Source organism: Brevibacillus migulae (assembly GCF_004521915.1).
GTDB lineage: Bacteria > Bacillota > Bacilli > Brevibacillales > Brevibacillaceae > Brevibacillus_F > Brevibacillus_F migulae.
This window is the reverse complement of record NZ_SDKD01000028.1, coordinates 33,675-45,797: the sequence shown is the minus strand read 5'-3', so window position 1 is coordinate 45,797 and position 12,123 is coordinate 33,675. Positions and strand designations below refer to the sequence as shown.

The 12,123-nt window shown below is 51.2% G+C and carries 14 protein-coding genes and 4 tRNA genes; 14 read left to right on the top strand and 4 right to left on the bottom strand.

Features of this window, described 5'->3' with window-relative positions; genetic code table 11:
* Positions 1 to 46: 46 nt before the first annotated feature.
* From EIZ37_RS22845 to EIZ37_RS22815, 7 genes are all read left to right on the top strand, one after another.
* A tRNA-Gln gene (locus EIZ37_RS22845) sits at positions 47 to 121 on the top strand.
* 8 nt (positions 122 to 129) lie between these two features.
* Positions 130 to 205: transfer RNA gene (locus tag EIZ37_RS22840), tRNA-Gly, on the top strand.
* A gap of 6 nt (positions 206 to 211) precedes the next feature.
* Positions 212 to 286 (top strand) — tRNA-Cys (locus tag EIZ37_RS22835).
* Between the two features lie 63 nt (positions 287 to 349).
* A tRNA-Leu gene (locus EIZ37_RS22830) sits at positions 350 to 432 on the top strand.
* 208 nt (positions 433 to 640) lie between these two features.
* Entirely contained in the window at positions 641 to 1,363 is a 723-nt protein-coding gene (gene ric / locus EIZ37_RS22825) for an iron-sulfur cluster repair di-iron protein (RefSeq protein ID WP_134687071.1), read from the top strand.
* Positions 1,353 to 1,709, top strand: a complete 357-nt coding sequence (gene lpdD / locus EIZ37_RS22820; protein WP_134687070.1) for a prenylated flavin chaperone LpdD — start codon at positions 1,353 to 1,355, stop codon at positions 1,707 to 1,709. Before ric ends, lpdD begins: the two co-directional genes overlap by 11 nt.
* A gap of 287 nt (positions 1,710 to 1,996) precedes the next feature.
* On the top strand, positions 1,997 to 3,316 hold the full coding sequence (locus EIZ37_RS22815) for a purine/pyrimidine permease (protein WP_134687069.1): 1,320 nt from the start codon (positions 1,997 to 1,999) through the stop codon (positions 3,314 to 3,316).
* Here the strand turns inward: EIZ37_RS22815 and EIZ37_RS22810 are convergent.
* Positions 3,297 to 3,968, bottom strand: a complete 672-nt coding sequence (locus EIZ37_RS22810; protein ID WP_134687068.1) for a B3/B4 domain-containing protein — start codon at positions 3,966 to 3,968, stop codon at positions 3,297 to 3,299. The two genes, EIZ37_RS22815 and EIZ37_RS22810, sit on opposite strands and share 20 nt — an antisense overlap.
* 124 nt (positions 3,969 to 4,092) lie before the next feature.
* On the opposite strand from EIZ37_RS22810, the gene rnhA reads away from it, so the two are divergent.
* The 5 genes from rnhA (at position 4,093) to EIZ37_RS22785 (ending at position 8,660) form a co-directional block, all read left to right on the top strand.
* Positions 4,093 to 4,527: a ribonuclease HI gene (gene rnhA / locus EIZ37_RS22805; RefSeq protein ID WP_134687067.1), complete on the top strand. Its 435-nt coding sequence runs from the start codon at positions 4,093 to 4,095 to the stop codon at positions 4,525 to 4,527.
* Positions 4,524 to 5,696, top strand: coding sequence for a tRNA epoxyqueuosine(34) reductase QueG (gene queG, locus EIZ37_RS22800; RefSeq protein ID WP_134687066.1), 1,173 nt, complete (start codon positions 4,524 to 4,526; stop codon positions 5,694 to 5,696). The genes rnhA and queG overlap by 4 nt, the downstream gene beginning before the upstream one ends.
* 67 nt (positions 5,697 to 5,763) lie before the next feature.
* On the top strand, positions 5,764 to 6,306 hold the full coding sequence (locus tag EIZ37_RS22795; RefSeq protein WP_134687065.1) for a methylated-DNA--[protein]-cysteine S-methyltransferase: 543 nt from the start codon (positions 5,764 to 5,766) through the stop codon (positions 6,304 to 6,306).
* 128 nt (positions 6,307 to 6,434) lie between these two features.
* Complete coding sequence (locus EIZ37_RS22790) at positions 6,435 to 7,412, top strand: amidase domain-containing protein (protein WP_235828174.1); 978 nt, start codon at positions 6,435 to 6,437, stop codon at positions 7,410 to 7,412.
* Between the two features lie 462 nt (positions 7,413 to 7,874).
* A complete protein-coding gene (locus EIZ37_RS22785; protein WP_134687075.1) occupies positions 7,875 to 8,660 on the top strand; it encodes a TrmB family transcriptional regulator in 786 nt (261 codons plus the stop codon).
* Positions 8,661 to 8,675: 15 nt separating this feature from the next.
* On the opposite strand, the gene EIZ37_RS22780 is transcribed toward EIZ37_RS22785, so the two are convergent.
* On the bottom strand, positions 8,676 to 9,383 hold the full coding sequence (locus EIZ37_RS22780; RefSeq protein ID WP_134687064.1) for a ferric reductase-like transmembrane domain-containing protein: 708 nt from the start codon (positions 9,381 to 9,383) through the stop codon (positions 8,676 to 8,678).
* A gap of 128 nt (positions 9,384 to 9,511) precedes the next feature.
* On the opposite strand from EIZ37_RS22780, the gene EIZ37_RS22775 reads away from it, so the two are divergent.
* A complete protein-coding gene (locus tag EIZ37_RS22775; protein WP_134687063.1) occupies positions 9,512 to 9,982 on the top strand; it encodes a tRNA (cytidine(34)-2'-O)-methyltransferase in 471 nt (156 codons plus the stop codon).
* Between the two features lie 80 nt (positions 9,983 to 10,062).
* On the top strand, positions 10,063 to 10,791 hold the full coding sequence (locus EIZ37_RS22770) for an HAD family hydrolase (protein WP_134687062.1): 729 nt from the start codon (positions 10,063 to 10,065) through the stop codon (positions 10,789 to 10,791).
* Between the two features lie 264 nt (positions 10,792 to 11,055).
* Here EIZ37_RS22770 and EIZ37_RS22765 read toward each other — a convergent pair whose 3' ends face one another.
* Positions 11,056 to 11,577, bottom strand: a complete 522-nt coding sequence (locus tag EIZ37_RS22765; RefSeq protein WP_134687061.1) for a hypothetical protein — start codon at positions 11,575 to 11,577, stop codon at positions 11,056 to 11,058.
* Positions 11,570 to 12,037, bottom strand: a complete 468-nt coding sequence (locus EIZ37_RS22760) for a hypothetical protein (RefSeq protein WP_134687060.1) — start codon at positions 12,035 to 12,037, stop codon at positions 11,570 to 11,572. Before EIZ37_RS22760 ends, EIZ37_RS22765 begins: the two co-directional genes overlap by 8 nt.
* Positions 12,038 to 12,123: the final 86 nt, after the last annotated feature.

The following is a 12,123-nucleotide window of genomic DNA, read 5'->3' as shown; positions in this document are numbered from 1 at the left end:
CTCGTGGGTTCGATTCCCATCGATCGCCCCACTTCTTTTCTATTTTTGGGGTATAGCCAAGCGGTAAGGCAACGGACTTTGACTCCGTCATTCCTAGGTTCGAATCCTAGTACCCCAGCCAGTGTTTATGCGGACGTAGCTCAATTGGTAGAGCGTCGCCTTGCCAAGGCGAAGGTCGCGGGTTCGAGACCCGTCGTCCGCTCCATTAGATGGAGGTATAGCCAAGTGGTAAGGCACGGGTCTGCAAAACCCTTATCCCCCGGTTCGAATCCGGGTACCTCCTCCAAAAGTATCTTGACTAGAATAATGAAAAATGCTAGAATCGATACTAGAATTAAATGAAACCTATGCCGGTATGGCGGAATTGGCAGACGCGCGCGACTCAAAATCGTGAGGGAAACCGTGGGGGTTCAAGTCCCTCTACCGGCACCATACATAAGAGTGATGACCTAGAAATCAAATTTCTAGGTTTTTTTGTTGTTTCAAGCCATACATAGCTCCCCAAATAGATCGATGGGTCCTCCTTATAAACTTTCTCAACGTGACTAGGGTCACAGCAAGGCACCTACTATTCACTTAAAATGTACTCGTACTCAAGAACGAGTTTTTGACAACTTGAATGGTAGAGGGGGATATTCATATGGAGCGCATCTTTACGGGCAGTGATGTGGTTGGGGAGATTGTGGCCGCTTATCCGGGAGCAACCAATTTGTTTGCTCAGTACAAGATTGATTTCTGCTGCGGTGGAAATCGTTCGTTGTCTAGCGCACTCCAGCAAAAGAAGATAGACGAAGCAAGCTTTTTGACCGCTCTCAACGCGGCGTATCAAAATGCTCATCGTGAAGACCATGGAACCGATTGGCGCGTGGCACCATATCCAGAGCTGATTGACCATATCGTGACCAAACATCATGGGTATTTACTGACTGAACTGCCGCTGTTAAGCGAGTTTGTCACGAAAGTAATGCGGGTGCATGGTCCAGAACACCCAGAGCTTGCTCGCCTGCACCACCTGTTTCACCAATTTAAGATGGAATTGGAGACGCATATGATGGAGGAAGAGCAGCTTGTCTTTCCTAAAATAATCGAATACGCGGAATCGGGCTCGCAGGACGTCCTGAAAAAAGCGGCGGATATGATCGAGAAACTAGAAGCGGAGCATCGTGCTGCAGGAGAACTGCTCCGTGAAATGCGCGAGGTTACCCAGGATTATCAGCTTCCCCCAGGGGCATGCCGTACGTATACGGTAACGTTTCAGAAACTAGCGGAGCTTGAGGCGGATATGTTTCAGCATGTCCACCTGGAGAACAATATCATGTTTCCTCGTGTGATCCAGGAGGCAGGCGGGACGTGTGGCTGCTAATCCGTATGGGATAAAAATAGAGACAATTCCGCTTGGCACCGATTATTTAATTTGCGTTACAGGGGGAAGGGCACATATTGGGGCGGTTGTCACCGCATACCAGGATGACACACAGATACACATGCAAACACAAATCATTCCTGGGCATCTTGAGGGGGAGCTGGCCACACAGATCGCCAAACAGGCATGTACGCTGCTTGGACACACGATCACGGTGGTCATGGGCATTCATATCGACAACGCGACGAAGCAAGAGATTCATGAGATCATCAGCTGGGTGGAGAGGCTGGCAGGGGAGGAGCTGGACCGTCTCGCCCGGCAGCTCGGTACAAAAAGACATGGATGATTGCATTTCCCAAGGCGGTATCCTACAATGAAATGGTCATCTTAGCGCTTGATGCCTTTGATGTTGGCCAAAGAATGAAACCATGCGTTTTTTCGCTTTCGGCGAAGAAACGCTTTTTTGGTCGATAAGAACTTATAAAATTCTTATCGACATAAGAGCAACTAAGCTCCGCCAAAGTTGGCGTAGCCAAGTTTTTTCTAACGGAGTGGGAAACCAGCAAGGGGAGAGGTTCCTGGCCAAGCAAAGCAAACCAAAGCAAGTTATGAAGAGCAGGAGGAAGAGATAGAGTGGGATACGGATTACACGAAAAACCACCGTGGGGCGTTACACTGATGTCGGCATTGCAATGGATCATCGTCACCATTTCCAGCAGTGTGGTCGTGCCGCTGGTCATCGGTGATGTTTATGGTCTGTCTGCAGAGGACACTGCCCGTTTTATGCAGCAAACCATCTTTTATGTAGGGGTGGCCTCTTTTCTGCAAGTATGGAAAGGGCACGGCTTTCCGATGATGGAAGCCCCGGCCGGACTATGGTGGGGCATCTTTCTCATTTTGGCGCAGCTTGGAGCGAGTGCAGGGGTTGCGCCGCAGCAAGTCGGACAATCGTTTCAACTCGGGTTACTCGTAGCCGGGCTCTTGTTTGTGATCTTGGGAACGACGGGCACGATTGGCCGAATTCAGCGTTGGTTTACGCCAGCGGTAACCGGGACTTATATGGTACTGCTTGCCGTTTCGCTGTCCAGTAATTTTATCAAAGGGTTACTCGGCATCGGCTATCAGCACGCCACAGAGGTTCGGCCGGGAATCGCGCTGTTTTCCCTCTTGATCATCGGATTGGTGATTTTTTTCATGCGCATCAAAAAGATTTCCAGCTTTGCCGTATTGCTGGCGATGGTCATTGGCTGGATTGGCTATGCGATTCTCGGCTGGACAGAGCCGATAAAACCCGCCAGCGGCCTGATTTCCTGGCCGCAGCTGTTCTTTTGGGGGCCGGTCCGTTTCGATGCCGGAATCTTGCTGACGAGTATATTGACCGGTTTTGTGCTTTTGACCAACCTGATTACGAGCCTTGCCGTGATGGGGCGTACAGTGGAACAAGAGGCGACTACCCGGATCTACAATCGTGCGGGCGTGTTCACCGGGGTCTCGCATATGCTCTCCGGCTTGTCCGGCGTAGTCGGGATGATCCCGCTCTCATTGGCGGCAGCCGTGATTTCCGTGACCAAAATGGCTGCACGACTGCCGTTCATGATTGCGATGATCGCCTTGATGGTGATTGGGTTGCAACCAGGCATCTCTCAATTTCTCGCCGCGTTGCCCACACCGATTGCATATGCCGCGATGCTTGTCTCTTTCACACAGCTGCTAGGCTTTGGCCTACGCGACTTTACTTCCATCAAAATGGATGAACGCGCAATCACGGTGATCGGACTTTCCATCTTGAGCGGCATCGGTGTGATGTTTGTTCCTGCTGAGGCTTGGCGGGGTCTGCATCCGTTGATTAGCTATTTGTTTGGCAATGGACTGCTGCTGGGGGTATTGCTCTCTCTCTTGCTGGAGCATGTCATCTTTCCCCAAAAGAAAGAAGCTACGCCTGAACGAGGCTGACATCGACGGCTTCACCGCCGTTGATTTCGGTAAACATGCGAGCGGTCGAACCGGCGATCTCTTCACGCTGGCTGACAGAAAGCTGGCCATGGAAGAAAATGATCTGCACTAGGGAAGTAGCGGCAGGTGTCACGCTGCTGCGGGTCGAGTCGACGATAGGACTGCCAAAAGCACCTTGGGCATCGGCGAGCAGCAATTTTCCTTCCATGTTGACATCGCGGCCGTTCAGCCCTTCATAATGATCGTTTTCCTTGCCCAGCCGACAAACGATGTCTCCAGAAAGCTTGTCCGCGTCATAGAGACCATAAGGCAAGGTGTGCAGGACCGACAGAAAGTTGTTTACATCCACACCCGAGTTGATCCAGAAAAACGGATTGCCTTGCAGCAGGCGACGGGTCAGCGCTTCCGAGGAGGGACGGTAGCGCGAGGGATCGATGCCGAGCTTTTTGAACATCGCCCTCCATTCACGGATACCCTCGATCTCGGAAATCTGAGACAGCTCACGTTCGAGCCTGAGCGTTTCCACAAAGAGGTTGATCCGTCCCTGCAGCATCTTGGGAGAATCGGAAAGCGTGACGCCGGCATAACGAATGACGCCCAGCGAGAAGCCAGGCAATTGATCGTGTAGAGAAGCATCGATCGAGACTTGCATCTAGGTGACAACTCCTTCCAAATACGGAATGCTTTTTCGTATAGCATAGCACAGCTGATGGTTAGAGGGGAAAATGAGTATATGCTACAATACAAGGAGATGTCAGGAGGGGGATTAGAGTCCAATGCGGGAAGTAACGATCTATACGGATGGGGCATGCTCCGGAAATCCCGGTCCTGGAGGCTGGGGAGCGGTATTGTTTTATGGGGAGCATAAAAAGGAGATGTCCGGCGCCGCTGCCAATACAACGAATAACCGGATGGAGCTGCAAGCTGCCATCGAAGCCTTGCGTGTGTTAAAAGAGCCGTGCAAGGTGACGTTGTACAGCGACAGCGCCTATCTGGTGAACTGTTTTCAACAAGGCTGGTACAAGGGCTGGATCAAAAACGGCTGGCGCAACAGCAAAAAACAGCCGGTAGAGAATCAGGACCTGTGGAAGGAACTGCTGGAACTGATGAAGACGCATCACGTAGAGTATGTCAAAGTCAAAGGACATGCGGACAACGAATGGAACAATCGCTGCGACGAGCTGGCGACGGGGGCGATTCGACAACTGTGACGGACAGAACATATTGGGAACAGACGAAACAGGCCATTATTGACTACGCCATAGAGATCGGCATCGACAAGATCGGCTTTGCTTCAGCAGATCCTTTTACAGAGCTGCGCGAGCGTTTGCTGGCCCATCGAGAAAAAGGGTATGAGTCCGGCTTTGAAGAACCGGATATCGAAAAACGGGTCGATCCCCAGCACTCACTGGCAGGTGCCAAATCGTTGATCGCCATCGCGCTCGCGTATCCATCCAAGTTGGAGAATGCGCCAAAATCACAGCCGGGTGCGTATCGCGGGATCATGGCCCGGGCTGCTTGGGGAACGGATTATCATCATGTGCTACGGGAGAAAATGGAGAAGCTTACTGCTTTTATCAAGGAATTGGAGCCTGCCTCACAGGTCGTGTCCATGGTCGATACAGGGGCACTTTCTGACCGCGCTGTAGCGGAAAGGGCCGGGATCGGCTGGGTGGGGAAAAATTGCGCGGTGATCACACCTGAATTCGGCTCCTGGGTCTATCTGGGAGAACTCCTTACAGATCTTCCACTGCCGCCAGATGTACCGGTGGAGGAAGGCTGCGGGGATTGCAATCTGTGCGTCGATGCCTGTCCAACAGGGGCGCTCGTCCAGGGCGGTCAGCTCAATTCGCAACGATGTGTTGCGTTTTTAACGCAGGTTAAGGATTTTATACCAGATGAATTTCGGGCGAAGATCGGCAACCGGCTCTATGGCTGTGATACGTGCCAGACGGTTTGTCCTAAAAATAAAGGCAAGCATTTTCCTCATCAGGAAGCGTTTCGGCCGGATCCGGAGATTGCCAAGCCGCTTCTGCTGCCGCTTTTAACCATGGGCAACAAGGAGTTCAAAGAAAAGTTCGGCCAATCCTCTTCGTCTTGGCGGGGCAAGAAGCCGATCCAGCGCAATGCGATCTTGGCACTCGCCCATTTTAAAGATCGTACGGCGGTGCCGACCTTGATCCAACTGATGGAAAAGGATCCGCGGCCTGTGATCCGCGGCACGGCTGCCTGGGCGTTAGGCAAGATTGGCGGCGACGAAGCCCAAGATGCACTGGAAAAAGCGAAATTGTGCGAAAACTCGCCGGAAGTGCTCGCTGAGATCGAAAAAGGACTAGCCTTCCTGCGAGATGAGTCTTTGTCCACATCGCTAAATCGCTGACTTTGGACTATCATGGAAGGGATGGGAAGCTTGTACCAACATTCCATGAGCAGGGAGGAAACGCGATATGGCAAAACGTTTAGGCTACAGCTGCATGCCTTCGCCGATTGGCGACTTGCTGCTTGCGGCGACGGAAAAAGGGCTATGCTTTATCGGCTTTGGCAACGAAGACAAAGAACTGCCGGTCCTGCAGCGTTGGTGGAAAAAGCAGATGCTTCCTGCTGCTCCTGTACTCGATGAGGACATGACGTTAGAGGCAAGAACACAGCTGGAACAATATTTTTCCGGAGAACGCAAGGAATTTGCTCTCTCCCTTGATATGTATGGAACCGCTTTTCAAACAAAAGTCTGGCAGGAACTGACGAAGATTCCTTATGGCGAGACGAGATCGTATAAGGATATTGCGCTTTCCATCGGTGCCATCAAAGCCGTGCGCGCGATTGGCGGGGCGAATAACTGCAATCCAATCCCGATCATCGTCCCTTGCCACCGGGTGATTGGTTCCAATGGAGCGCTTGTTGGCTATGGCGGTGGTCTTGCCATCAAGGAGCATTTGCTGCATTTGGAAGGTGTCTTGCCAACGGGGTATGAGCAGCAAGCGATGTGGTAAATAAAAGGAAAACGTCTCAACCAGTGCCCTGTGGTGCTGGTTTTTCTTTTTGCTCATATACTTGTTCTGATGGATCTTCTTCGGATGCACAGGACAAATGGGATCGAATGGCGAGAGGAAGGTTGAAGATGGGCAAAGCTTGGACGGAGACGCTTAAAAGTTATCTGGAAGAACTGAATCAAACGCATGTGGACGGAGAGTACCAGCGGCTGACGCGTTTTTTTAAAGAAGAAGGAAGCCGGCAAAAAGAAGCAGAACGCTGGCAGCGGGAAAGAGAGCAGCTGCAGTCTCGCGGAGCGATTCCCCATACCGTCAAAACGATTGCCAAGCCGCTGTACACCGTGACCTTTGGCGCGGGAGACCAAGCACAAGAGGTGGAAGCGGCGGTCGCCCTGCACCAACAATTCGCGTATCGGCTGGGGAACGAGACGTATTTGCAGGAAAATCAGCGCATCCAAAAGATTCGGATGAGACGGGAAGGGGACGACTGGGCGTTTTTATGGCCATGGGGCTGGTATTTTGAACAGCATCATTTGCAGGATCTTCCGCCCATTCCCCCTGCGAAACCGGAGGAGCCACAGATCGAAGAAATTGTGTCCAGACCGGTGCGGGGAAGCTATGACAGGGCGCGGGCGGTTGCCTATGCGGAAAGGTACTGGAATTCCTATAATCCCGCTTACATTCGCTTCGAAAATGATTGTACCAGCTTTATTTCACAGTGCTTGCATGCAGGGGGAATCCCGATGATTCGGACAAACAACCGGAGTCAGGGCTGGTGGTATCGTGGCGGGGCGAAACCGAGCTGGAGCTACAGCTGGGCGGTGGCGAACAGCCTCTATCTATTGCTGCGGTCCGGCAAGGCACCCATGCATGCGGTGCAAAGAGCGCATCCCTCACAGCTGCAGATTGGTGATGTGATCTGCTATGACTTTGATGGCGATGGACGCTGGCAGCATAATACGATGGTCGTGGCCAAGGATAGCCAGGGCATGCCGCTGGTGAACGCGCATACGACCAATAGCAGGATGAGGTATTGGGCGTACATGGATTCTACTGCTTATACGCAGAAGATTCGATATGCGTTTTTTCATATTCGCGGGTCTTAAGGATTGTGGGAGCGACTGGGGTGGGGAAGCATGTTTGGAAGTATGCTTTTCCACGGTGCCGAAGCTCAGGCTTGGAAGCATTTCATGCATTAACTGCAATCAATGATTTGGATATACATTGTGACTCTCTTTTGCTTTTAGTAAAAGCCGCGTGAGGAAGGGAAAAGCGGGACGGGCGGAGTCTTTGCCACACCTGCAGAGGTGGAGCTTGCAAAAGGGGTACACGCTTGTCGCGCAACCTCTACGTATGAATAAGCTTCCTCGAACCTTTTGCGCGACGTACCGCTTTTGCGAGCGGAACCGGTCAGTTTTTACTCCCATGCGGGTGTGGCAAGAACGCAGCCCGCCCGTTTTTCCCTTCCCCCACCACAATGTTCCCCAAAAGTTGACATGCTCGCTCCATAGATAGTAGTATTCATGAATAATAACAGTGATGGTATAACGGAAAGGAGTTGCAAGATGATCATCGACATGCTGCGCAAGCTGGGGCTATCCGAGCTGGAAGCGCGTTGTTACCTGACTTTGCACGATGATGCGGAGCATTTGTCCGGCTACGAGGTAGCCAAACGCGTCTCGGTTTCACGTACAAATGTATATGCCGCGCTGCGGGCGTTGACTGACAAAGGAGTGGTGCGGATGATCGAGGGCGATCCGGTCCTCTATGATGCCGTCCCGATCAAGCAGGTGATTGCTTATTTGCGTGCGGAGTTTGACCAGACGGCGGACGTGCTGGTGCAAGAGCTGAAAGCGCCGCTAGCGGCACCGTCTTTCTATAACTGGCAGGGCCAGCAGAATGTGAAAGCAGCCCTGACCCGCCTCATCGTCAACGCAAAAGAGTCCATCATCGTCGACATTTGGGCCGAGGATCTGCATTGGGTGGAGGACGCGCTGATTGAAGCAGAAGCGAGAGGGATCGCGGTCATCCTGATCACACTCGGAGAGGTTCATACTCCGCTGAAACACGTACATACGCACAAACGGATGGAACAGATCCATGCCCCAGTGATGCGCAAATTTACAGTGCTTTGCGATTGTGCCGAAGCTATCATGGGGGGATTTGGCGGGGCGGTAAAATTAACAGCGCTGGAAAGCAACCATCCGGCCATCATTGAGACGTTGAAGAATGCTTGCTATCACGATCTAGTCATGATGCAGGTGGAACAGGATTTTGGCACGCAGCTGGAAGAAGCTTACGGGCAAGACTACGAAAAGATCATCGCTCCACTTTTACATACATGGATGAAATAGGGAAAAGCCGACTGTTCAGGATTTGCGCCGCTTCCATACCGTCACCCAAAAGGAGCAGATGCGAATCAACAGGACGATGGCGGTGACCCATACAATATCGGGATAATGATGCGGTGAGCCTTTGATGGAACCGACATAAATCACTGCATGGAAGCTGACGAGTATGAACAACAGCAGATTGTTCATATGAAGTCTTTTCCATGCGGCTCCGCCAAGCAATCGTTCCGCACGGGTAGATGAGGTAAGTGTCAAGGATAAAATGATCAGGATGCAGATGGCCCCCATATAGTTGGCATACCCGGTCAGGCTCAGATTCGGGGAGATGGTTCCGTCCGGGTAGTGCTCGAAGAAAAGCCGCCACCAGCCTTTTTGCGGGGAATCCTGCCCCATAATGATCAGCTTCGGTCCTTGTTCATACATGATCAACACCAGGATGACATGCAGTGCCGCAGCACATCCGCCCGCAATCCCGATATCACGGCGAAGGGAAAGGAGCTGGCGTGACCAGCTGGGGGGCAGCCACATTTTCACCGGACCGATCACCAGAGTCACGGCGATCAGGATAAAACTGAGATAGCCGAGAATCATGCTCCACGCTTCTTTTCTTCCCAAAAAAGCAAAAGATCCATACAAAAAATCGAGCAGCATCATGATGGCAACAACTAATAGGAGTGCTCCTGTAAGGCGAAATCGGCTGCTGGCTAGCTTGAAAAAACGGTCCATGCGTATCCCTCCCGGAAAATCGTTGCGGATTAGATGCGGGAGAGCGCAAGCAGGTTACACGCTAGCGGTTAAATTTTGCAACAGGTATAATAAAAGGGTTGAAAACGTGTGAAGGGAACATGCATAAGATGCCGTTACATATTGTTTTGCACGAACCGTTGATCCCGGCCAATACGGGGAATATCGCACGGACCTGCGCTGCAACGGGCACCCATCTTCATCTGATCCATCCGTTGGGCTTTTCGACCGAGGATCGGTATCTGAAGCGGGCAGGGCTGGATTATTGGCATGCAGTCAGCGTCCATCACTATGACAACTTTGAGCACTTTGTCGAGCAGCATGGCAAAGGCCCGGGCACCTTTTATTTCGTGGAGACCTGGGGAGAGAAGCTGTACACCGAGCCTGTGTACAAGGATGGGGACTATATCATCCTGGGCAAGGAAACGACAGGGTTTCCCCAGGAGATTACCGACGCTTATCGCGAGCAGGTGATCCGCATTCCGATGGGCGGCGCTACTCGTTCCATCAATCTTTCCAATTGCGCGGCCATCGTGGCATTTGAAGCGTTGAGGCAGATCGGCTTTCCCGGACTCGAGTAGGCCAGCGCAGGCAGCGGACAAGCCCCGGACACACGATGGCTTTGACGATGTCTGAATGAAAAAAAGAGGAGAGATCAGGTATGAGCACCCGCGATACGATTTTGTTTGATTTGGATGGGACCTTGTTGGAGTTGAGAACGGAGCCGTTTATTCAGCAGTATCTCGTCGAGCTTGGCAAATACATCGGCGATCGCTTTGACGCGAAAAAACTGCTGGGCATCATCTGGGATGCGACCAAAGCGATGATCATGAACCTGGATCCCGGCAAGACGAACGAACAAGTATTCATGGACTACTTTCTCGAAAAAAGCGGCCTCAACAAAGAGGAGATCTGGCCGATATTTGAGGGATTTTACCGAGACGTCTTCCCAACGCTGTCCCATCTGACCTTTCCTTCTCCTTTGGGCAAGAAGCTGGTGGAAGCAGCGAAAGCCCAAGGCTATCGCGTAGCGGTAGCAACCAATCCAGTGTTTCCGAGGGATGCGATTCATAGCCGGCTCGCTTGGCTGGAGCTGACGCCTGCGGATTTTGATCTGGTTACGGTCTACGAGGAGTCGCATTTTACGAAGCCGAACCCGGCTTATTTCCAGGAAGTGTGTGATCGTCTGGGCGTTTCACCGTCTCAATGCATCATGGTCGGTAACCACATGCAGGAAGACATGGTCGCCAGCAAGCTGGGGATGAAAACCTTTTTGGTGACCAATTACATGGAAAATCGCGGGGAGCCTGTCTATCCGGTAGACCAACAGGGCACGATCGAGGAACTGTACGAAGCGATTACGAGTCGCAGCGGTGTTTTTGCGCCATAAGCTTTATAAAGAAATAGCGAAAAGGCAGGTACCTCAGGGGCACCTGCCTTTTTAATGTGTTCACCGCTCTTACAGATTCCAGGTTTTATCCTCGTTGTATCCAGCGGTGAGGATGAAAAATAGAAACAAAGCAAAGACGAGAGCAACGATAAACGTACCCATCTGGACAACTCCTTTTGTCACCATAGTTATTCCCATTATAGCGTAGCCTGCCCTGTTTGCAAATCCGTATCCCGCAAGGTTTTGGTGATTCTTATGAACGTTTTATGACACTTTTTGGCGATGAGGGTCTTGCTCCCACCATGATTCCAATTTACGTAGAAAGAAGGGGATAAAGCTGTAAAGCAGCAAATAAAACAAAAAGGAGAAGAGCGGGGTCCAGGCTTTATAGTGATAGACCCTAGCGAGGGATGCCAGCCATTCGATGAAGGTTGTTTGCACGCACCAACCCACGATAAAGGGGAAGAGAAGGGCAGGAGTACGCTCCCTAATCATTTTGAAGAAGTGGCAGAACATATAGCCGTAGGGCGGATAAGCGAAATTGTAGATCGCGATATCGAACCAATCGTATTGACCTGTATCCATCGTATCGTACATATCAAGATTTTTGGATGTACCGATGAGTTGATCGATGAAGATGCCTAAAACGGAGTACATCATCCAGATGATGACAAGCAGTGCAGTTGGATATAGTTTTGGCAAACGGCTATACACAAAAAGGAGCACAAGAATCGATAGCAGCACCACCCATTCGTTCAGATCAAACCGAATCGGCGCATTAAACATACGAATCACCCTTCAACAGATGACGTTGAAAATAATGGCTTGCTGTCAGGGTAACCATTTGAATCGCGATCCAAAAACAAATGGATAACCACAGGGGATAATCTGTGTACCGAAACAGTCCTATTTGCTCCAAAGTGTATTCACCGCTCACGGACAGTGCTGTCCATAGCAGGATAAAACCAAGCTTTTCGTACCATTGAGTCAGCCTGCGAATAAGATTCACATAAATGAGCATTGATAACGGCACCAACGTATATTGGGCGATGCGAAAGGCAAAAAACCATTCTCCTTTTCGAATCTCGATCAGCTTTTGTGTGCCCCCAACGGATCCTACATAGTAAGCCACGATTTCAGCTGAAAATAGAATAATGGCCACGATCTCCAGCTTGGAGCAGCGATTGATTTTGCCAAACACATACCCCACTGCCAAACTGAGCAGGCACATCCCAATTATGACCAAATGCTATAATCCCTCCTCACCGCAGACACTCGGCGTATTCCTGATTAGTATGGTTCGTCGCATAAAAAACCATTCAATGGGCATAT

What these genes read in the sequence shown, in the direction of transcription:
- ric (WP_134687071.1), top strand. Translation starts at nt 641, where the DNA reads ATGGAGCGCATCTTTACGGGCAGTGATGTGGTTGGGGAGATTGTGGCC.
- EIZ37_RS22810 (WP_134687068.1), bottom strand. Translation starts at nt 3,968, where the DNA reads ATGCAAGTCTCGATCGATGCTTCTCTACACGATCAATTGCCTGGCTTC.
- rnhA (WP_134687067.1), top strand. Translation starts at nt 4,093, where the DNA reads ATGCGGGAAGTAACGATCTATACGGATGGGGCATGCTCCGGAAATCCC.
- EIZ37_RS22795 (WP_134687065.1), top strand. Translation starts at nt 5,764, where the DNA reads ATGGCAAAACGTTTAGGCTACAGCTGCATGCCTTCGCCGATTGGCGAC.
- EIZ37_RS22790 (WP_235828174.1), top strand. Translation starts at nt 6,435, where the DNA reads ATGGGCAAAGCTTGGACGGAGACGCTTAAAAGTTATCTGGAAGAACTG.
- EIZ37_RS22780 (WP_134687064.1), bottom strand. Translation starts at nt 9,383, where the DNA reads ATGGACCGTTTTTTCAAGCTAGCCAGCAGCCGATTTCGCCTTACAGGA.
- EIZ37_RS22775 (WP_134687063.1), top strand. Translation starts at nt 9,512, where the DNA reads ATGCCGTTACATATTGTTTTGCACGAACCGTTGATCCCGGCCAATACG.
- EIZ37_RS22770 (WP_134687062.1), top strand. Translation starts at nt 10,063, where the DNA reads ATGAGCACCCGCGATACGATTTTGTTTGATTTGGATGGGACCTTGTTG.
- EIZ37_RS22765 (WP_134687061.1), bottom strand. Translation starts at nt 11,577, where the DNA reads ATGTTTAATGCGCCGATTCGGTTTGATCTGAACGAATGGGTGGTGCTG.